Here is a 20038-nt window from a genome sequence, read left to right as displayed (position 1 = left end):
CGTTTCCTTTCTCTTTCCCTCCGGAGGAGCGAGCCCTCATGGCAGCTGCAGATTCCGACCGGGACGTCTTCGAGACACTCGAGTCCGAAGTGCGCAGTTATTGCCGCAACTGGCCCACGGTATTCGACCACGCCAACGGCAGCCGACTGCACGACGAGAACGGCCGACCGTACCTGGACTTCTTCTCCGGTGCGGGCGCACTGAATTACGGACACAACAACCCGGTCCTCAAACGGGCGCTTCTCGACTACCTCGAGAAGGATGGCGTCACCCACGCCCTCGACATGTCGACGGTCGCCAAGCGGACTTTCCTCGAAGCTTTCCAGGAGATCGTGCTGGAGCCGCGCGGACTGCCGTACAAGGTGATGTTCCCGGGTCCTGCCGGCACCAATGCCGTCGAGGCGGCCCTGAAGCTGGCCCGCAAGGTGAAGGGCCGGGAAGCCGTCGTCTTCTTCACCAATTCCTTCCACGGCATGTCGTTGGGCTCCCTCGCCGTCACCGGCAACGCCTTCAAGCGGGCGGGCGCGGGCATTCCGCTGGTGCACGCCACCCCCGTGCCCTTCGACGACCCCCTGGACGACCGGACGTCCGGCTTCCTGTGGCTGGAGCGGTTGCTCGGGGACAGGGGTTCCGGCCTGGACACCCCGGCGGCCGTGATCGTGGAGGCCGTGCAGGGCGAGGGCGGGATCAACGTGGCGCGGGCCGAGTGGCTGCGTGACCTCGCCGAACTGTGCCGGCGCAGCGACATGCTGCTGATCATCGACGACATCCAGATGGGCTGCGGCCGCACCGGTGCGTTCTTCTCCTTCGAGGAGTCCGGCATAACGCCGGACATCGTGACGCTGTCGAAGTCCGTCAGCGGATACGGACTGCCGATGTCGCTGACCCTGTTCCGCCCCGAACTGGACATCTGGGAGCCCGGGGAGCACAACGGCACCTTCCGCGGCTTCAGTCCGGCCTTCGTGACGGCCACCGCCGCGCTGGAGGAGTACTGGCGCGACGACGGGCTGGAGAAGCAGACCCTGGCCCGCGGCGAGCAGATCAGGCAGGCCCTGGACACCGTCGCCACCGACGGGCCGGCCCGCGCCTCCGGCGTGCGCGGCCGGGGCCTGGCGTGGGGCGTGGAGTTCGCCGGCACCTCGTGCGCCTCCCTCGTCTGCGCCCGCGCCTTCGAACTGGGGCTGCTCCTGGAGACGTCGGGTCCCGACAGCGAAGTCGTCAAGCTGTTCCCGCCGTTGACCATCAGCGACGAGGAACTGGAGGAAGGGATCGCGCTGTTCGCCCGTGCGGTGCGGGAAGTCGATCCTTCGCCGCGGCCTCCTCGCCGCTGAGCGCGCGCAGCGCTGCGGGTCACGCAGGAGATCAGTCCCCCGTGGAAGAAAGGTGACACCACCGTGATCGTGCGTTCCTTCAAGGAGATCGAGGGCACCGACCGGCACGTCGTGGGCGCGTCCGGCACCTGGGAGAGCAAGCGCATCGTGCTGGCCAGGGAGCGGGTCGGCTTCTCCTTGCACGAGACGACGCTGTACGCCGGGACGGAGACCACGATGTGGTACGCCCATCACGTCGAGGCCGTGCTCTGTGTCGAGGGCGAGGCCGAGCTGACCGATGAGGAGACGGGCGAGAGGCACTGGATCACGCCGGGAACGATGTATCTGCTGGACGGGCACGAGCGGCACACCCTGCGGCCCAAGACCGACTTCCGCTGCGTGTGCGTCTTCAACCCGCCCGTGACGGGTCTGGAGGATCACGACGAGAACGGCGTCTACCCTCCCCCGGATCCGCATGCCTGGGGGGAGGCCACGAGCTGACGGAATCCGAGACCGCGGACATCCAGACCGAGGAGTCGTGAGGACGCCATGACGACGCTGTCCAACCCCCGTCGGACCACCGACCCGTACCCCACCCGTGGCAGGACCGAGGCCGTGGTGCCGCGCCGGGACCCCGTGGTGTGGTCCGCGCCCGGTACGCCGGGTCCCCTCGGGCAGGGCGAGCTGCTGGGCTTCGAGCACACCGGTTTCACGACCGTGGACGCACTGCTGGACCCGGACGAGGTGACCCTCCACCGGGCCGAGCTGGACGGACTGATCCGGGACCCGGCGGTCCGCGCCGACGAGCGCGCGGTCGTCGAGCCCGCGTCGCAGGACATCCGCTCGGTGTTCGAGGTGCACCGGATCAGCGAGGTGTTCGCCTCGCTCGTGCGCGACGAGCGCGTGGTGGGAACGGCCCGCCAGATCCTCGGCTCGGACGTGTACGTCCACCAGTCCCGCGTCAACGTCAAACCCGGCTTCGGGGCGAGCGGCTTCTACTGGCACTCGGACTTCGAGACCTGGCACGCCGAGGACGGCCTGCCGCGCATGCGGACCGTGTCGGTGTCGATCGCGCTCACCGACAACCACGACACCAACGGAAGTCTGATGATCATGCCCGGCTCGCACAAGACCTTCCTGAGCTGCGCGGGCAGGACACCGAAGGACAACTACAAGAAGTCGCTGCAGATGCAGGACGCGGGCACCCCGTCCGACGAGGCGCTGACCAGGATGGCGGGCGAGCACGGCATCAGGCTGTTCACCGGCAGGGCCGGCTCGGCGACCTGGTTCGACTGCAACGCCATGCACGGCTCCGGCGACAACATCACGCCCTACCCGCGCAGCAACGTCTTCATCGTGTTCAACAGCGTGGAGAACGCGGCGGAGGAACCCTTCGCGGCACCGGCACGACGGCCCGCGTTCATCGGAGCGCGGGACTTCACACCGGTGAGGTGAAGCGTGGCGGATCCTCGAAGCGACCCCGAGGCCGCACCCGACGCGCCGGGCGGTCCGCTGTACGTACCCGTCCGTCCGGAACGCGGCTACTTCGTGACCCGCTTCTTCCGCACTCCCTCCGGGCGCCGTACGGCCGTCGCCTTCACCACCTCCGCGCAGCTGCTGGCGACCCTCGGCCGGGGCCACCCCTGGATCAGGCTCTCCGCCGCCGCGCTGCGCTCCCTCACCTCACCCCTGGGGTGCCCCCTCACCGTCGACCCGCGGTCGTCGGCCCACCGGCTCCGGCCACCACGCACCGTGAGTCCCCCGCGGAAGGACGCACAGCGGCGGGGGTGACCGAGGCGCACCCACAGGGGGGCGCCGGGCGGTTCCGCGGTCTCGTCCGGGCTGCCGGTGCGGGCGGGTCCGCGGTCGCTGCCGCACGCGGTGGGCAGGAGCGCGGCGGCGCGTCCGGGCACGCCGCCCCCGCCCGAGCCGCGCGGCGTGCTCTTCGGGCGGCGCGCACGGCCGGGACGGCAGGGGCGTCCGCTACTCCCGGGCCGCGGGCCCGTGGCTCCCGGCCGGGGGCGCGGGCAGCCGCAGGGCCACCAGGGCCACGTCGTCGTCGTTGCCGACGGTCGGCAGACCGGCGAGCAGCTCGTCGCAGAAGGCCTCCAGCGGGCGCCGGGCGGCGGCCGACGCGTGGTGGCGCAGCCGCTCCAGACCGGTGGTGATGTCCTCCTCGCGGCGCTCCACCAGCCCGTCGGTGTAGAGCAGCAGGGTGGAGCCGGGGGGCAGCGGTTCCACCGCGCTGTCGTACTCGGGGTGCGGGACGAGCCCGAGCATCGGGGAGCGGCCCCGCGTCAGGAAGCGCGCGGTGCCGTCCGCTTCGACCAGCAGCGGCGGGGGGTGTCCCGCGACGGAGTAGTGGAGCTGGAAGCGGCCGGGCTCCGTGGGTTCGACCCGGCCCAGGACGCAGGTGGCGGTGCACTCCAGGTAGAGGGTCTGCACGGAGACGTCCAGGCGGCGCAGGATCGCGCCGGTCGGTTCCTGGCGGTCCAGGGTGAGTCCGCGCAGCATGTTGCGCAGCTGGCTCATGGTGACGGCGGCGGGCAGGTCGTGGCCGGAGACGTCGCCGATGGTGAGGACGGTGGCGCCGTCGCGCAGCACGAAGGAGTCGTACCAGTCGCCGCCGACCTCGGCGGCCGAGGTGCTGGGCCGGTAGCGGACGGCGATGCCGAGGCCGGGCACGTCCGGCGGATCGGTGAGCAGGCTGTGCTGGAGGGCCAGCGCCACCTGCCGGGTGCGCTGGTACTCCAGGGCCTTGCCGATCGGTGCGTGGGCGCGTTCCAGGAGGGTCCGCAGCAGGCTGATCTCGGGCCGGCCCAGGGGCGGCCGGTCGCCGCAGACGGAGGCGGCGACCAGGGCGGCGGTGGTGCCGTCGACGACGACGGGGAGCAGCACGACGCTGTTGGCGTCGGGGGCCAGCCAGGGCTCGGCGCCGGGCGGGGCGAGGTCGGGCGGGGGCGAGCCGGGCGGGAAGACGGCGTGGACCGGGCTGCGCCGGTCTGCGGCGCGGGCGAGCGGGCTGCCCGGCCCCAGGTGCTCCGCGTGGTGCGGGGGGAGGTCGGGGCGGTCCTCGCGGGTGAGGGCGGCGACGCGTTCGGCGGTCAGCGCGGTCCCCGGCGTGCGGTGCAGGGCCTGCGGGAGGAGGTACATGGCGCAGCTGTCGGCGATGTCGGGCACGATCACCCCGGTGAGGGCGGCGAGCATCTCGTCCGGCCGCACGGTGTCGGCGGTGACGGCGGTCGCGCGGGCCAGCAGTTCCTCGCGACGGGCGTCCTGCCACTCCTGCTCGATGTCCCGGCAGATGCCCACCCACTCGACGACCGTGTCGCCGTCGCGGACCGGTGCGGCGTTGACGGCGAAGTGGCGGTGGCCGCCCGTGGCCAGCCGCAGCCGGTAGGCGTGGGTGAACAGCGGCCTCACCTCGTCCAGGGCCCGGCGCCACTCCTCGACGATGGCGGCGCGGTCGTCGGGGTGGACCGCGTCGATCCACCCGTCGCCCCGGAACTCCTCCCAGCTCTGCCCGGTCACCCGCTGCCAGCCGGGACTCGGCTCGGTGACCCCGCCCTCGGGCGCGGTCACCCACACCATCTGGGATCCGGCGTTGACCAGGCTGCGGTAGCGCAGCAGCGCTCGGCGGCGTTCCTCGGACAGGACGCGGATCCGTTCCGCGGCGGTCACCTCCTCGGTGACCTCCACGATCACGCCCAGCACTCCCGGCCGGCCGTCGCTCATCGTGGCGTGGGAGACGCTGAACGTGAAGTAGCGCGTTCCCGCGTGCGGGAAGGCCAGGTCGACGGGCACGGCCGTGAGCACCTCGGGCTCCCCGGTGGCGAAGACCCGGTCGAAGATCTCGAAGTAGCCGGACTGCTCGAGGTCGGGGAAGGTCTGGCGGACGGGGCGGCCCAGCGGACGGTCGCCGAAGGTCTTGCGGTAGAGCTCGTTGGTGTACGCGAGCCGGTGCTCCGGCCCCTGGGTGAACACGACGCCGATCGGGGCGGGGTCGAACATTTCGAGCCGCATGAGGCCTCCACCTGGCCGGACCCGGGAGCGGACGTGGTGGGCAGCTGTATGCCCAGTACCCCGCACCCGGGTTCCGACGCGCGGCGGCGCGTGCGCGCGGGTCAGCGCGCGGTCTGCGTGTGGACGTACTCCACGAGGCGGGTCAGGGCGTCCGGGTCGGTGGACGGCATCACGCCGTGGCCGAGGTTGAAGACGTGGCCCTCCAGGCCGGCGGCCGTCCGGAGCACCTCGCGGGTCCTGGCCTCGACGGCCTCGCGGCCGGCGAACAGCACGGTCGGGTCGAGGTTGCCCTGGAGCGCCTTGCCGGGGCCGACGCGGCGGGCGGCCTCGTCCAGCGGGACGCGCCAGTCGACGCCCACGACGTCCGCGCCGGCCTCGCCCATCAGGCCGAGCAGCTCGCCGGTGCCGACGCCGAAGTGGATGCGCGGGACGCCGTGGCCGGCGACCTCGCGGAACACCTTCGCCGAGGCGGGCAGCACCGAGCGCCGGTAGTCGGCCGGGGCGAGCGCGCCGGCCCAGGAGTCGAACAGCTGGACCGCCGAGGCGCCGGCCTCGATCTGGACCTTGAGGAACCCGGCGGTGATGTCCGCGAGGCGGTCGAGCAGGTCGGCCCACAGCTCGGGGTCGCCGTACATCATCGCCTTGGCGTTCTCGTACGTGCGGGACGGGCCGCCCTCGACGAGGTAGCTCGCGAGGGTGAACGGGGCGCCCGCGAAGCCGATCAGCGGGGTGGACCCGAGCTCGCGGGTCAGCAGGCCGATCGCCTCGGTGACGTAGGAGACGTCCTCGGGGGTGAGGTCGCGCAACCGGGCGAGGTCGGCGCGGGTGCGGACCGGCTGCTCGACGACCGGGCCGACGCCGGGCTTGATGTCGAGGTCGATGCCGATGGCCTTGAGGGGGACCACGATGTCGCTGAAGTAGATCGCCGCGTCCACGTGGTGGCGGCGCACCGGCTGGAGGGTGATCTCGGTGACCAGGTCGGGGCGCATGCAGGACTCGAGCATCCCGATGCCCTCGCGGACCTTGCGGTACTCCGGCAGTGAGCGCCCGGCCTGCCGCATGAACCACACCGGGGTGTGCGGGACGGGCTCGCGCCTGCACGCCCTCAGGAAGGCACTGTCGTACGTCGCGGTCGGCTGCACACCCGCCGTCGGGCTCACGTTGGCACTCACACCGGCAAGTCTCGCACGGCCCGCCGGCGCCCCCGCACCGCAGGGCGTCCGGTGCGCGGCGCCCGCGGGACACGATCCGGACACCGTGGGGCGGCGAGGGTGTCCCTCCCCGCGCCGGGCGCCCGTTCCCCTTAATCTTCCCCGCATGGCTGCGGCTCAGGGACGACTGTCGGACGGCGCTGGCGGAATGGACGAACCGAAGGAGACCGGGACGGATCCCGGGCACGGGGGCACGCCCCCGCTGCCCTTCCGAGCCGCCGTCGACGCGCTGCGCGGCGCGCGGCTGCGGCCCCAGATCGAGGTGGAGCCGGCCCCCGCGCCCAAGCGGCTCGCGCCGTACGCGTACGCGCTGGAGGCGGCGGTCGTCGACGGCGAGCAGGACGTGGCCGACGGCCGGCTGGTGCTGCTGCACGACCCGGCCGGACACGACGCCTGGCGGGGCGTCTTCCGTCTGGTGACCCTGGTGCGGGCGGAGCTGGAGCCGGAGATGGCGGCGGATCCGCTGCTGCCGGACGTGTGCTGGTCCTGGCTGACCGGCGCGCTCGCGGCGCGGGGGCTGGCGTACGGCGAGCCGAGCGGCACGGTGACCCGTGCGAGCTCCCACTACTTCGGCGGGCTGTCGGAGCGGCCGGCCGCCTCGCAGATCGAGATCCGTGCGTCCTGGACGCCCCGGGAGGGCCCGGGCGGGGTGCCGGACACGGCCTCCCATCTGGTCGCGTGGTGCGACCTGCTGGCCCAGGTCGCGGGGCTGCCGCCGGCCGCCCCCGGGGACGCCTCGGTGGTGACGCTGCCGCAGCGCAGGGGGCCGCAGTCGCGGTGAGCCCCCTCCGGGGATCCCGGCGGCCGTCGACGCCGATCTCTTTCGCCGATCTCTTTGTCGATACGACCACTTTCGGAAGCGTTGTGACACGGAGCGAAACCGTTCGATCTTCGAATGATCGATCGTGCGTCCGAATTGCCCGGATTGTTACTCACCAGATCGTGATCATTCCCTAAAGGACAACAGGTTTGTTGCCGAAGACGACTGTGACCTTGAAAGCACGGTTAGTCCCGGCTACACCCCCCACGAGCCGGCCCCGTCCCGCACCCCAGGAGGCCTGGTGTCCGTTCTCCTCGAGCAGCCCTCAAGCCTGGTCGCCTACCGCCCGAACAAGCCGACCGCCATGGTCGTCGTGGCCGACCCCCGCGTCCGTTCCACCGTCACCCGCCACCTGTGGGCGCTCGGTGTGCGCGATGTCATCGAGGCCTCGTCCGTCGCGGAGGCCCGTCCCCGCGTCGGCAACCCCCGTGACATCTGCGTCGCCGAAGTCCACCTGCCGGACGGCTCCGGCCTCACCCTCCTGTCGGAGACCCGCGCCGCCGGCTGGCCCAACGGCCTCGCCCTGTCCGCCGCCGACGACATCGGCGCCGTGCGCAACGCGCTGGCCGGCGGAGTGAAGGGCTACGTCGTCACCGGCACCCGCACCAACCTCGGGCTCCCCACCCGACCCGGTGCCGCTCCCATCGGCGCCGCCGCCGCGCGCCTGCACCGCCGCCCCCCGGGTGCTCCGAGCCACCCGGGCGGCTACCGCGAACTGTCCGGCCGCGAGGTCGAGGTGCTGCGGCTGGTGGCGGAGGGCCAGTCGAACAAGGCGATCGGCGTCTCGATGGGCCTGTCCGCGCTGACCGTCAAGAGCCACCTCGCCCGCATCGCCCGCAAGCTCGGCACGGGTGACCGCGCCGGGATGGTGGCGGTGGCCCTGCGCACCGGCATCATCCACTGACCTCCCCCACCGCCCCGCCCCCGCCCCCGCCGGTCGGTTCGCCGGCGTGAACGGGACCGGCCGCTGCTCCCGGCCCGCTCTCCCGCGGGTCCGCGAGCCCGGTCCCTCACGTCCTGACCGGTTTGCGATCCCACGGCGCCCGTCGACGGAACGTTCCGTCGACGGGCGCCTTCGCGACACGGATACCCTTGACAGGTGACCGACGCCCACGACACCGCAGCAGACAGTTCACTGCGAACCACCGGAGGCGCCCCTCCGGACGACGGCGGATCTTCTGCTACGGAGGCGCCGATCCCGTTGCTCGAGCCCCGCGAGGGCGTTCCGCCCGTGATCGCGGACGAGGCCGCCCTCGCCGAGGTGGTCGCCGCCTTCGCCGCGGGCACCGGCCCCGTCGCCGTGGACGCCGAGCGCGCCTCCGGCTACCGCTACGGCCAGCGCGCCTACCTGGTCCAGCTGCGCCGCGAGGGCGCCGGGACCGCGCTGATCGACCCCGTCGCCTGCCCCGACCTGTCCGGCCTGGGCGAGGCGCTGTCCGGCGTCGAGTGGGTGCTGCACGCCGCCACCCAGGACCTGCCCTGCCTGCGCGAGATAGGCATGGTCCCCACCCACCTCTTCGACACCGAGCTGGCCGGACGCCTGGCCGGGTTCCCCCGGGTCGGCCTCGGCGCGATGGTCGAGAACGTGCTCGGCTACGTGCTGGAGAAGGGGCACTCCGCCGTCGACTGGTCCACCCGCCCGCTGCCCGAGCCCTGGCTGCGCTACGCCGCCCTCGACGTCGAGCTCCTGGTCGACCTGCGGGACGCGCTGGAGAAGGAGCTGGACCGGCAGGGCAAGCTGGAGTGGGCCCGGCAGGAGTTCGACGCGATCGCCTCGGCGCCGCCGGCGGAGCCCCGCAAGGACCCCTGGCGGCGCACCTCCGGCATGCACAAGGTGCGCCGGCGCCGGCAGATGGCCGTCGTGCGGGAGCTGTGGCAGACCCGCGACCGGATCGCCCGGCGCCGGGACGTCTCCCCCGGCAAGGTGCTCTCGGACGCGGCCATCGTGGAGGCCGCGCTCGCCCTGCCGGCCAACGTCCACGCCCTGGCCGCGCTGAACGGCTTCGGGCAGCGCGTGGGGCGGCGCCAGCTGGAGCAGTGGCAGGCGGCCGTCGACCGGGCGAAGGCGCTGAGCGAGTCGCAGCTGCCCCAGCCCGGCCAGCAGGTGACCGGTCCCCCGCCGCCGCGCGCGTGGGCCGACAAGGACCCGGCGGCCGCGGCCCGGCTCTCCGCGGCCCGGGCGGGGGTCGGCGCGCTCGCCGAGCGGCTGAACATGCCGCCGGAGAACCTGATCACACCGGACACGGTGCGGCGGGTGTGCTGGGAGCCGCCGAAGCCGGCCGACGACCGGTCGGTCGCCGCGGCGCTGACCGGGTACGGGGCGCGGCCCTGGCAGGTGGAGCAGGTGACGCCGGTCCTGGTCGCCGCGCTGGCCTCGGCGGAGAGCGCCTAGCCGCCCCGGGGCGCGTCACTTCGTCGCCCCCCTCGTGAAGCCGTTGTAGATGAAGCGCTGGAGGAACAGGAAGACGATCAGGGTGGGCAGGATGACCAGGACCGCGCCCGCCGAGATCGTCTCCCAGTGCGCTCCGAACGGGCCCTTGAAGCGGAACAGCGACGTCGAGATCACGCCAAGATCCTCGGAGGGCATGTAGAGGAAGGGGATGTAGAAGTCGTTGTAGACGTTGATCCCCTTCACGATCACCACCGTCGCGATCGCCGGCTTGAGCAGCGGAAGAATCACCTTGCGGTAGACCGTGAAGGCGCCCGCTCCGTCCAGCCGCGCCGCCTCGTCCAGGGAGACCGGGATGGAGCGGATGAACTGCAGGAAGATGTAGATCGACACGATGTCCGTGCCCATGTAGAGCGCGATCGGCGCCCACAGGCTGTCGAACATCCCGAAGCTGTTGACGATCTGGAAGGTCGCCACCTGGGTGGTCACCCCGGGAACCAGCGCGGCGAGCAGGAACAGCGCCACGACCAGCTTCCTGAGACGGAACCGGAAGCGGTCGATCGCGTACGCCGTCATCGAGCCGATGAGGATCGTGCCGCCGACGGCGACGACCAGGATGACCGCCGTGTTGCCGAAGGCGGACAGCATCTGCCCGTCCCGGAACGCGGTCACGTAGTTGTCGAGGTTCAGCGGGTCGTCGGGCAGGGCCAGCGCCCCGCTGCCGTTCGCCATCTCCTTCGAGGACTTCAGCGAGGTCAGGAAGATCACGGTGAGCGGCAGCAGCACGACCAGCGTCGCGAGGACCAGCGACAGGTGGACGAGGGCGCGGGCCACGGTGCGGCGGGTCATACGAGGTCCACCTTCTCGTCGGGGACGATGCGCCGCTGCACCCAGGTGACCGCCAGGACGATCAGCAGCAGCACGACGGCGGCGGCCGAGGCGAGCCCCGTCTTGTTGAACTGGAAGGCCAGCTTCACGGTCTGGATCACGAACGTCTCGGTACCGGTGGCGCCGCCGGTCATGACGTACGGGATCTCGAAGACCGACAGCGAGCCGGAGACGGACAGGACCACGCTCAGGCCCAGCACGGGCTTGATGCCGGGCGCGATGATGTGCCGGAACTGGTGCCAGCGGCCCGCGCCGTCGATCTCGGCCGCCTCGTACAGCTCGCCCGGGATGGACTGGATGGCGCCGAGGAACAGCACGAAGTTCAGGCCCAGGTAGCGCCAGACGGAGACGCCGGCGAGCGAGGTGTTCGCGGAGAACGGCGTGCCCAGCCAGGCGTGGTCGCTCTCCACGCCGAGCAGGCTCAGCACGGAGTCCAGGGTGCCGCCGTCCTGGAAGAAGTAGAGGAAGACGAAGCCGATCGCCACCCCGTTGATCAGGTACGGGAAGAACAGCACGCCTTTGAAGAAGCTGCGGAAGCGGACGTCGAAGCTCAGGACCGTGGCGAAGTAGAGGGCGAGGACGATCTGCACCACGGACGCGACGAGGTAGTAGCCGCTGACGAGGAACACCTCGAACAGCTCGGAGCGGGTGAGGAGTTCGGTGTAGTTCTCGGTGCCCGTGTAGTTCAGTTCCGGGCTGACGCCGTCCCAGTCGGTGAAGCTGTAGGCGACCATGTTGGCGATCGGCGCGTAGGTGAAGGTCAGCAGCAGGGCCAGCGGGGCGATCAGGAACAGCCAGGGGGTGAGGCGGCGCGACAGCCGGGCGCCGCGCGGGGCGGGTGCCCGCTTCGGCCCGGCGGGCGCGGCCGGGGGCACCGGCCGCGCCGCCCTGCGGGTGGTGTCCGTCATCAGGACCCCAGCGAGTCGCGCGCCTCGGCCCACCGCTTGCCGAGGTCGCCGAAGAAGCCGTCGAGGCTGCCCCGGCGCGCGCCGCGGGCCAGGTCGACGAGTTCCTGGCGGTAGTCGGGCTTGTAGATGCCGACCTCGGACCGGTTGTCGATGGTCTTCACCTCGCCGCCCTTGGTGTCGTCGAGGTCGATGAGCTTCACGCCCTGCTCCTCGTAGGGCTTCAGCACGTCGGGCAGCGGCGCGTCCCTCAGCGGGGACAGGGCCAGGTTGGCCGCCGCGTAGCCGGACTCGTCGGTGAACCAGTCGATCCAGGCGCGGGCGGCGGCCTTGTCGTCGGAGTGGACGTTGACGGCCTGCTGGTAGTCGGGGGAGGTCACCGCGCAGAACACGCCGTCCTTCTGGGCCGGGAAGGGCATGAAGCCGATGTCGGCGGGGTCGGCGCCGGCCTGCTTCGCGGCGTCCCGCATCTGCACGACGGCCCAGGAGCCGAGCCACATGGTGGCGATCTCCCCCTTGGCCAGCCTCGGCTTGGACGCCTCCCAGTTGGTGGTGGTCGGGTCCTTCTCGGCGAGGCCGCGGCGCACGATGTCGTGCAGCAGGGTGTCGCCCACGCGCAGGTCGGCGCCCTCGGCCCAGGGGTCGCCCTCGGCGAGCTCGGTGGTGGCGTCCGCGTCGCAGCCGACGGAGCCGTTGACGTTGGTCCACTGGGTCAGCGGCCACATGTCCTTGAAGTTGGTGTAGTACGGCACCGCGTCGGTCCTCGACCTGATCGCCTCCAGGTCGTCGAGGAACTCGGCGGGGGTGGTGGGCCAGTCGGTGACGCCGGCCTCGCTCCACACCTTCTTGTTGTAGACGAAGCCGGGGACGACGCCGATCGGGCTCTGGCCGTAGACCTTGCCGTCCACGGTGGCGTAGTCGGTGAAGCGGTACCTGGCGCCGCGCTCGGCCTCGCTGCCGAGGGAGGCGAAGAACTTCGGGTAGTCCTTCTTCTCGATCACCGCGGGGATCATCAGGACGTCGCCGTAGTTCTCGGTGTTCATCCGGATCTTGACCTCGCCCTCGTAGTCGGTGAGGGCGTCGAACTCGACCTTCACCCCGGGGTAGGTCCTGTTGAACTCGGCGGCGTACTTCTCCATCGTCCCGTCCTGCACCAGGTCGGTCCGGTGGGTGAGGACCGTGATGGAGCCCTTGGCCTCGGAGGGGTCCTCGGGCGCCTTCGCGTCCGCGCCCTTCGAGGAGCCCCCCGTGCCCGTGCAGGCGGAGGCCAGGAGGGCGAGGGAGGCGATCGATCCGGCGAGTACCTTGCGGCGGTTCATGTGCACCAGCTCCGTTCACGGGGCGGACGAGCACGAGTGGGTTGGCTGGTTCGGCACTCTGACAGCCCTTTACTGAACCGGTAAAGTCTCTATTGCGCCAACGGTGCCAAAACGTTGCCCGGACACGGGTGAACCGGTTTAGGGAGTGTGCATGCGTCAGGTCACACCGCTCACCGACGGATGGATTCTGCGCGACCCGGACGGCACGGGGGACCCGCTCCCCGCCGCGGTGCCGGGGTGCGTGCACACCGACCTGCTGGCGGCTGGGCTGATCCCCGACCCGTTCCTCGGCCGGAACGAGACCGAGGTGGCGTGGGTGGGCCGGCGGGACTGGACGTACGAGACGGAGCTGGCCGCCGGGCCGGGCGCGCACGAGCAGACGGACCTCGTCTTCGACGGGCTCGACACCGTCGCCGAGATCCTGCTCGACGGGCGGCCGCTGGGCCGGGTGCGCAACATGCACCGCTCCTACCGCTTCGACGTGACCGGGCTGAGCGGGCGGCTCGCGGTGCGGTTCGCCTCCGCCTACGCCGAGGCCGAGGCGGTGCGCGGCCGGCTGGGCGAGCGGCCCGGCGCCTACGCCGAGCCCTACCAGTACGTGCGCAAGATGGCCTGCTCGTTCGGCTGGGACTGGGGGCCGACCCTGGTGACGGCCGGGATCTGGCGGCCGGTGCGGCTCGAGCACTGGTCCACGGCCCGGATCGCCCGGGTGCGCCCGCTCGTCACGGCCGAGGGCGGCACGGGCCGGGTCGAGCTGGCCGTCGACGTGGAGCGCACCCGGGTCGAGGCGCCGCTCACCGTCGAGGCGGCCGTCGGCGGCGTGCGCGCCCGCGCGAGGATCGACGGGGCGCGCGGGACCGTGCGGCTCGAGGTGCCGGACGTGCGGCTGTGGTGGCCCCGGGGGTACGGCGAACAGCCGCTGTACGACCTCGAGGTGACGCTGCTGCACGGCGAGGAGCCACTGGACGCGTGGCGGCGCCGGATCGGGTTCCGCACCGTGGAGCTGGACACCTCGTCCGACGCGCACGGGACCGGGTTCACCCTGGCCGTCAACGGCGAGCGGCTGTTCGCGCGGGGCGTCAACTGGATCCCGGACGACGTCTTCCCGTCCCGGATCACCCGTGAGCGCTACCGGCGGCGGCTGGAGCAGGCGGCCGGCGCGGGCGTGGACCTGGTCCGCGTCTGGGGCGGCGGGATCTACGAGAGCGAGGACTTCTACGACGCCTGCGACGAGCTGGGGCTGCTGGTCTGGCAGGACTTCCCGTTCGCCTGCGCGGCCTACCCCGAGGAGCAGCCGCTGCGCGGGGAGGTGGAGGCGGAGGCCCGGGAGAACGTCGTACGGCTGATGCCGCACCCCTCGCTGGTGCTGTGGAACGGCAACAACGAGAACCTGTGGGGCTTCAGGGACTGGGACTGGGAACCGGGGCTGGCCGGGGACTCCTGGGGCGAGGGGTACTACCTGGGCCTGCTGCCGCGGGTGGTGGCCGAGCTGGACCCGACGCGGCCGTACACCGCGGGCAGCCCCTGGTCCGGCTCCTGGCTGCACCACCCGAACGACCCGGCGCACGGCACGCACCACTCCTGGGAGGTGTGGAACCGCGCCGACCACGCCGACTACCGGCTGAGCGTCCCGCGTTTCGTGGCCGAGTTCGGCTGGCAGGCGCCGCCCGCGTACGCCACGCTGCGGCGGGCGCTGCCCGGGGAGGAGCTCGCGCCGGACTCCCCCGGCATGCTGCACCACCAGAAGGCGGACGACGGCAACGGCAAGCTGGAGCGCGGGCTGGCCCGTCACTTCGCCGTCCCGGAGGGGGACTTCGACCGCTGGCACTACCTGACGCAGGTCAACCAGGCCCGTGCGATCGCCGCCGGGATCGAGCACTGGCGCTCGCACTGGCCGGTGTGCGCGGGCACGGTGGTGTGGCAGCTCAACGACTGCTGGCCGGTCACCTCGTGGGCCGCGATCGACGGGGACGGCCGGGAGAAACCGCTCTACCACGAGCTGCGGCGGCTGTACGCCGACCGGCTGGTGACCGTGCGCGCGCACGGTGACGGCCTGGTGGTCGCGGCGGTCAACCAGTCCGCCGGGGACTGGCACGGCACGCTGCGGCTGCGCCGGATGTCCGTCGACGGCACGGTGATCGGGGAGGCGAGCCCGGCGCTGGCCGCCGGGGGGCGGACCGTGGCCGAGGTCGGGGTCCCCCCGGAGCTGGTTCCCGCCGGGCCCGGGGAGTTCCTGGTCGCCGACGCGCGGGGGGAGGCCGGGGACGCGGAAGGGCTGCGGGCGCTGCACTTCCCCGCCCCGGACCGGGAGATCCCCTACCCGCGGCCGGAGTTCGAGGTCGCGCTCGCCCCGGACGGGATCACGGTGACGGCCCGCACGCTGGTGCGGGACCTGCTGCTGCAGGCCGACCGGCTGGACCCGGACGCCCGTGCGGACCGGGGGCTGGTGACGCTGCTCCCCGGGGAAGAGGTGACCATCGGGGTGCGGGGCTGGAAGACTCCGGACCCGGACACCGCCCGTTCCGCCCTGTACTGCGTGGAGCCCACTCGATGACGGCAACGCCGCCCCCTCGCGTCACCATCAAGGACGTCGCCGCGCGCGCCGGCGTGTCCAAGGGGGCCGTGTCCCTCGCCTTCAACCGGAAGCCGGGCCTGTCGGAGGCGACCCGGGACCGGATCTTCCGGGCGGCGCGGGAGCTGGGGTGGGCGCCGAGCCCGACCGCGCGGACCCTGGCCGGTTCGCGCGTGGACGTGGTGGGGCTGGCCGTGTGCCGGCCCGCCCGGCTGCTCGGCCTGGAGCCCTTCTACATGGAGTTCATCTCCGGGGTGGAGAGCGTCCTGGTCGAGCGGTCCTGCTCGCTGCTGCTGCGGCTGGTGCGCGGCCAGGACGAGGAGGTCGGGCTGATGGAGTCGTGGTGGCGGGGACGGCAGATCGGCGGGTCGATCCTGGTCGACTTCCGGGCCGACGACCCCCGCCCCGCGGTGGCCGGGCGGCTCGGGCTGCCGGTGGTCGCCGTCGGGCACCCCTCGCTGACCGGCGGGCTGACCTCCGTGTGGACCGACGACGCCACGGCCGTGACCGAGGCGGTGCGCTATCTGGCGGCGCTCGGGCACCGGCGGATCGCCCGGGTGGGCGGCGCGGCGGCGCTCGGGCACACCTCGATCCGCACGGCCGCCTTCGACGAGGCGGTCCGCGCGCTGGAGCCGGCCGCCCGGGCCTGGCAGGTGGCCACCGACTTCTCGGGGGACGCGGGCGCGCGGGCGACCCGCTCGCTGCTGGCCGCCGCGCCGCCGGAGAGGCCGACGGCGATCGTGTACGACAACGACATCATGGCGGTGGCCGGGCTGTCGGTGGCGGCCGAGATGGGGCTGCGGGTGCCGGAGGACGTGTCCCTGCTGGCGTGGGACGACTCCCAGCTGTGCCGGCTGACCCGCCCCACGCTCTCCGCGATGAGCCACGACGTGCACGGGTTCGGCGCGGACGTGGCGCGGACGCTGTTCGGGGTGATCACCGGGGAGGGGCCCGGCTCGCACCCGGTGCCGACGCCGCTCCTCACCCCGCGCGGCTCGACGGCTCCCCCGAAGGCGTGACGTCGGGGGCGTGACGCCCGAGGTGTGACCTTCACCGCTTGGGGCGGGGGGACTGGGCTGCTACGTTACCCACAAGTAGCATGGGTTCTGAGCGCGCGCTCAGCGCAACGCAGCAGTGCCATCCCGCACCCTGGAGGAGAGCCATCGTGCCTCGTACCGTCAGGGACGTCGTCTTCGTCGACGGCGTCCGCACCCCGTTCGGCAAGGCGGGCCCGAAGGGCATCTACCACGAGACCCGCGCCGACGACCTCGTCGTGAAGGCCATCCGGGAGCTGCTGCGCCGCAACCCCGGGCTCGACCCCAAGAAGATCGACGAGGTCGCCATCGCCGCGACCACGCAGATCGGCGACCAGGGCCTGACCATCGGCCGCACGGCCGGCATCCTCGCGGGCCTGCCCACCTCGGTCCCGGGCTACTCCATCGACCGCATGTGCGCCGGCGCGCTGACCGCCGTCACCACGGTGGCCGGCTCCGTCGCCTTCGGCGCGTACGACGTCGCCATCGCGGGCGGTGTCGAGCACATGGGCCGCCACCCGATGGGCGAGGGCGTCGACCCCAACCCGCGGTTCGTCTCCGAGAAGCTGGTCGACGAGTCCGCCCTGTTCATGGGCATGACCGCGGAGAACCTGCACGACCGCTACCCGCAGATCACCAAGCTGCGCGCGGACGAGTACGCGGTGCGCTCCCAGGAGAAGGCCGCCAAGGCGTACGCCAACGGCAAGATCCAGGCCGACCTGGTGCCGGTCTCGGTGCGCCGCACCAACCCGGAGGGCGGCGAGACCGGCTGGGGCCTGGTCACCGCCGACGAGCCGATGCGCCCGGGCACCACCCTGGAGAACCTGGCGGGCCTCAAGACGCCGTTCCGCGTGCACGGCCGGGTCACCGCGGGCAACGCGGCCGGTCTGAACGACGGCGCCACCGCCTCGGTCATCGCCTCCGAGGACTTCGCCCGCGAGAACGGGCTGCCGGTCAAGATGCGCCTGGTCTCCTACGCCTTCGCGGGCGTGGAGCCCGAGGTCATGGGCTACGGCCCGATCCCGGCCACGGAGAAGGCGCTCGCCCAGGCGGGCCTGTCCATCTCCGACATCGGCCTGTTCGAGATCAACGAGGCCTTCGCCGTCCAGGTCCTCGCCTTCCTGGACCACTACGGCATCGCCGACGACGACGAGCGCGTCAACCAGTACGGCGGCGCCATCGCCTTCGGCCACCCGCTGGCCTCCTCCGGCGTCCGCCTGATGACGCAGCTGGCCCGCCAGTTCGAGGAGCAGCCGCAGGTCCGCTACGGCCTGACCACCATGTGCGTCGGCTTCGGCATGGGCGCGACGGTCATCTGGGAGAACCCGCACTTCGAGGGGGACAAGTGAGCACCACCGCAGAGCTGCTGAAGGGTGCGGCCGAGCTGTTCCCGGGCGAGGTCGTCACGCAGGCGCACGTACGCCACTTCGACCTGCCGCTGGGTGCGGGCCGTTTCGCCCTGATCACCCTCGACAACGGTCACGACCACACCAAGCCGACCACGCTGGGCCCGCAGTCGCTGGCGAACATCGACGCCGCGATCGACCGGGTCGAGAAGGAGGCCGCGGACGGCGAGATCGTCGGCGTCGGCGTCACCGGCAAGCCGTTCATCTTCGCCGTCGGCGCCGACCTCAAGGGCGTCGAGCTGCTGAAGCGGCACGAGGACGCGCTCGCCATCGGCAAGGGCGGCCACGACGTCTTCAAGCGGCTGTCGAAGCTGGCCGTGCCGACGTTCGCGTACTACAACGGCGCCGCCATGGGCGGCGGCGTCGAGATCGGCCTGCACTGCACCTACCGCACGGTGTCCGCGGCCCTCCCGGCGTTCTCCCTGCCCGAGGTCTTCCTCGGCCTGGTCCCCGGCTGGGGCGGCTGCACCCTGCTGCCGAACCTGATCGGCGCCGACAAGGCCGTCTCGGTCATCATCGAGAACAGCCTCAACCAGAACAAGCAGCTCAAGGGCGCGCAGGTCTACGAACTCGGCATCGCGGACGCGATCTTCGAGGGCGCCGACTTCCTGGAGCAGTCGCTGATCTGGACCGCGGCCGTCCTCAAGGGCGAGATCGAGGTCGAGCGCCCGGTGATCGACCGCGGCGAGGCCTGGGACCAGGCCGTCGCCAGGGGCCGCTTCATCGCCGACTCCAAGGTGCACGGCGCGGCCCCGGCCGCCTACCGCGCCCTGGACATCATCGCCGCCGCCAGGAACGGCGACCTCCAGCAGGGCTACGACGCCGAGGACCAGGCCCTCGCCGACCTGATCATGGGTGGCGAACTGCGCGCCGGCATCTACGCGTTCAACCTGGTGCAGAAGCGCGGCAAGCGTCCCGCCGGCGCCCCGGACAAGAGCCTGGCGCGTCCGGTCACCAAGGTCGGCGTCGTCGGTGCCGGCCTGATGGCCTCGCAGCTCGCGCTGCTGTTCCTGCGCCGCCTCGAGGTGCCGGTCGTGCTGACCGACATCGACCAGGAGCGCATCGACAAGGGCGTCGGCTACGTCCACGCCGAGATCGACAAGCTGCTCGGCAAGGGCCGGATCAACCAGGACAAGGCCAACCGCCTCAAGGCACTGGTGACCGGTGTGCTGGACAAGGCCGAGGGCTTCGCGGACGCGGACTTCGTCATCGAGGCCGTGTTCGAGGAGATGGGCGTCAAGCAGCAGGTGTTCGCGGAGGTCGAGGCGGTCGCCCCGGCGCACGCGATCCTCGCCACCAACACCTCCTCGCTGTCGGTGACGGAGATGGCCTCGAAGCTGAAGCACCCCGAGCGGGTCGTCGGCTTCCACTTCTTCAACCCGGTCGCCGTCCTGCCGCTGCTCGAGATCGTCCGCGGCGAGAAGACCGACGACGCCTCGCTGGCCACGGCGTTCGGTGTCGCCAAGAAGCTGAAGAAGACCGCGGTGCTGGTCAAGGACGCCCCGGCGTTCGTCGTGAACCGCATCCTGACCCGCTTCATGGGCGAGATCCAGAACGTCATCGACGAGGGCACCCCGGTCGAGGTCGCCGAGCGCGCGGTCGAGCCGCTCGGTCTGCCGATGTCGCCGCTGGTGCTGCTGGAGCTGGTCGGTCCCGCGATCGGCCTGCACGTCTCCGAGACGCTCAACCGGGCGTTCCCGGACCGCTTCACGGTCTCCCCGAACCTCAAGGCGGTCGTCGAGGCGGGCAAGCGCGGCTTCTACGTCTACGACAGCGGCAAGCCGGAGCTGGACCCGGAGGTCGCGGCGCTGCTCGAGCAGGGCGACACCGTCCTGACGGAGGAGCAGGTGCGGGCCCGCGTCCTCGACGCGGTGGCGCAGGAGATCGGGCTCATGCTCGACGAGGGCGTCGTCGCCGAGGCCCAGGACATCGACCTGTGCCTGATCACGGGTGCCGGCTGGCCGTTCCACCTGGGCGGCATCACGCCGTACCTGGACCGTGAGGGCGTCTCCGAGCGGGTGAACGGGAAGCGGTTCCTGGAGCCCGGGGTGGCCTCGGTCCCGGCGTGACGGCCGTACACGGCTGAAGGGGGCCTCCGCACACCGCGGAGGCCCCCTTCGTCCTTGTGCCCTGCTTCCGGGCCGCCGCGGGCCGCGCCCGC

The 20038-nt window shown here is 72.2% G+C and carries 16 protein-coding genes; 11 read left to right on the top strand and 5 right to left on the bottom strand.

Features of this window, described 5'->3' with window-relative positions:
* Positions 1 to 38 precede the first annotated feature (38 nt).
* The 4 genes from ectB to GL259_RS29525 all read left to right on the top strand — a co-directional run bounded on the left by ectB (position 39) and on the right by GL259_RS29525 (position 3101).
* Positions 39 to 1331, top strand: a complete 1293-nt coding sequence (ectB, locus tag GL259_RS29540; protein ID WP_159536333.1) for a diaminobutyrate--2-oxoglutarate transaminase — start codon at positions 39 to 41, stop codon at positions 1329 to 1331.
* Positions 1332 to 1394: 63 nt separating this feature from the next.
* Positions 1395 to 1811, top strand: a complete 417-nt coding sequence (locus GL259_RS29535; protein ID WP_159536332.1) for an ectoine synthase — start codon at positions 1395 to 1397, stop codon at positions 1809 to 1811.
* Positions 1812 to 1859: 48 nt separating this feature from the next.
* Entirely contained in the window at positions 1860 to 2765 is a 906-nt protein-coding gene (gene thpD, locus GL259_RS29530; protein ID WP_159536331.1) for an ectoine hydroxylase, read from the top strand.
* Between the two features lie 3 nt (positions 2766 to 2768).
* Positions 2769 to 3101 carry an SAV_915 family protein gene (locus GL259_RS29525; RefSeq protein ID WP_159536330.1) on the top strand — a complete coding sequence of 111 codons (333 nt, stop codon included), beginning with the start codon at positions 2769 to 2771 and terminating at the stop codon, positions 3099 to 3101.
* Between the two features lie 192 nt (positions 3102 to 3293).
* Here the strand turns inward: GL259_RS29525 and GL259_RS29520 are convergent, their stop codons facing one another.
* Both GL259_RS29520 and hemE read right to left on the bottom strand, forming a co-directional pair.
* Complete coding sequence (locus GL259_RS29520) at positions 3294 to 5333, bottom strand: SpoIIE family protein phosphatase (RefSeq protein WP_159536329.1); 2040 nt, start codon at positions 5331 to 5333, stop codon at positions 3294 to 3296.
* Positions 5334 to 5434: 101 nt separating this feature from the next.
* Entirely contained in the window at positions 5435 to 6505 is a 1071-nt protein-coding gene (hemE, locus tag GL259_RS29515; protein WP_159536328.1) for a uroporphyrinogen decarboxylase, read from the bottom strand.
* A 145-nt stretch (positions 6506 to 6650) separates the two neighbouring features.
* Here hemE and GL259_RS29510 point away from each other — a divergent pair, with 145 nt between their 5' ends.
* From GL259_RS29510 to GL259_RS29500, 3 genes are all read left to right on the top strand, one after another.
* Entirely contained in the window at positions 6651 to 7325 is a 675-nt protein-coding gene (locus GL259_RS29510; protein ID WP_159536327.1) for a DUF3000 domain-containing protein, read from the top strand.
* A gap of 280 nt (positions 7326 to 7605) precedes the next feature.
* Positions 7606 to 8268 carry a response regulator transcription factor gene (locus GL259_RS29505; RefSeq protein ID WP_159536326.1) on the top strand — a complete coding sequence of 221 codons (663 nt, stop codon included), beginning with the start codon at positions 7606 to 7608 and terminating at the stop codon, positions 8266 to 8268.
* Between the two features lie 195 nt (positions 8269 to 8463).
* Positions 8464 to 9756, top strand: coding sequence for a ribonuclease D (locus GL259_RS29500; RefSeq protein WP_159536325.1), 1293 nt, complete (start codon positions 8464 to 8466; stop codon positions 9754 to 9756).
* Between the two features lie 15 nt (positions 9757 to 9771).
* On the opposite strand, the gene GL259_RS29495 is transcribed toward GL259_RS29500, so the two are convergent.
* From GL259_RS29495 to GL259_RS29485, 3 genes are read right to left on the bottom strand one after another with little or no spacing between them, the layout of a single operon-like run.
* Entirely contained in the window at positions 9772 to 10602 is an 831-nt protein-coding gene (locus tag GL259_RS29495; protein WP_159536324.1) for a carbohydrate ABC transporter permease, read from the bottom strand.
* A complete protein-coding gene (locus GL259_RS29490; protein WP_159536323.1) occupies positions 10599 to 11549 on the bottom strand; it encodes a sugar ABC transporter permease in 951 nt (316 codons plus the stop codon). The genes GL259_RS29495 and GL259_RS29490 overlap by 4 nt, the downstream gene beginning before the upstream one ends.
* On the bottom strand, positions 11549 to 12865 hold the full coding sequence (locus GL259_RS29485; RefSeq protein ID WP_159536322.1) for an ABC transporter substrate-binding protein: 1317 nt from the start codon (positions 12863 to 12865) through the stop codon (positions 11549 to 11551). The genes GL259_RS29490 and GL259_RS29485 overlap by 1 nt, the downstream gene beginning before the upstream one ends.
* 151 nt (positions 12866 to 13016) lie before the next feature.
* Between GL259_RS29485 and GL259_RS29480 the strand changes: the two genes are divergently transcribed.
* The 4 genes from GL259_RS29480 (at position 13017) to GL259_RS29465 (ending at position 19946) form a co-directional block, all read left to right on the top strand.
* On the top strand, positions 13017 to 15419 hold the full coding sequence (locus tag GL259_RS29480; RefSeq protein WP_159536321.1) for a glycoside hydrolase family 2 protein: 2403 nt from the start codon (positions 13017 to 13019) through the stop codon (positions 15417 to 15419).
* Positions 15416 to 16456, top strand: a complete 1041-nt coding sequence (locus GL259_RS29475) for a LacI family DNA-binding transcriptional regulator (RefSeq protein ID WP_159536320.1) — start codon at positions 15416 to 15418, stop codon at positions 16454 to 16456. The genes GL259_RS29480 and GL259_RS29475 overlap by 4 nt, the downstream gene beginning before the upstream one ends.
* Before the next feature lie 146 nt (positions 16457 to 16602).
* Complete coding sequence (locus GL259_RS29470) at positions 16603 to 17820, top strand: acetyl-CoA C-acyltransferase (RefSeq protein ID WP_159536319.1); 1218 nt, start codon at positions 16603 to 16605, stop codon at positions 17818 to 17820.
* On the top strand, positions 17817 to 19946 hold the full coding sequence (locus GL259_RS29465; RefSeq protein WP_159536318.1) for a 3-hydroxyacyl-CoA dehydrogenase NAD-binding domain-containing protein: 2130 nt from the start codon (positions 17817 to 17819) through the stop codon (positions 19944 to 19946). The genes GL259_RS29470 and GL259_RS29465 overlap by 4 nt, the downstream gene beginning before the upstream one ends.
* Positions 19947 to 20038: the final 92 nt, after the last annotated feature.

Origin of the sequence: Streptomyces sp. Tu 3180 (assembly GCF_009852415.1) — a bacterium.
Classification (GTDB): domain Bacteria; phylum Actinomycetota; class Actinomycetes; order Streptomycetales; family Streptomycetaceae; genus Streptomyces.
Note: the sequence above shows the minus strand (reverse complement) of the source record. Positions and strands in the feature narration are given on the sequence as shown.

Coding starts and splice junctions, on each gene's coding strand:
- ectB (WP_159536333.1), top strand. CDS start 39: ATGGCAGCTGCAGATTCCGACCGGGACGTCTTCGAGACACTCGAGTCC.
- thpD (WP_159536331.1), top strand. CDS start 1,860: ATGACGACGCTGTCCAACCCCCGTCGGACCACCGACCCGTACCCCACC.
- GL259_RS29520 (WP_159536329.1), bottom strand. CDS start 5,333: ATGCGGCTCGAAATGTTCGACCCCGCCCCGATCGGCGTCGTGTTCACC.
- GL259_RS29510 (WP_159536327.1), top strand. CDS start 6,651: ATGGCTGCGGCTCAGGGACGACTGTCGGACGGCGCTGGCGGAATGGAC.
- GL259_RS29495 (WP_159536324.1), bottom strand. CDS start 10,602: ATGACCCGCCGCACCGTGGCCCGCGCCCTCGTCCACCTGTCGCTGGTC.
- GL259_RS29490 (WP_159536323.1), bottom strand. CDS start 11,549: ATGACGGACACCACCCGCAGGGCGGCGCGGCCGGTGCCCCCGGCCGCG.
- GL259_RS29485 (WP_159536322.1), bottom strand. CDS start 12,865: ATGAACCGCCGCAAGGTACTCGCCGGATCGATCGCCTCCCTCGCCCTC.
- GL259_RS29480 (WP_159536321.1), top strand. CDS start 13,017: ATGCGTCAGGTCACACCGCTCACCGACGGATGGATTCTGCGCGACCCG.
- GL259_RS29475 (WP_159536320.1), top strand. CDS start 15,416: ATGACGGCAACGCCGCCCCCTCGCGTCACCATCAAGGACGTCGCCGCG.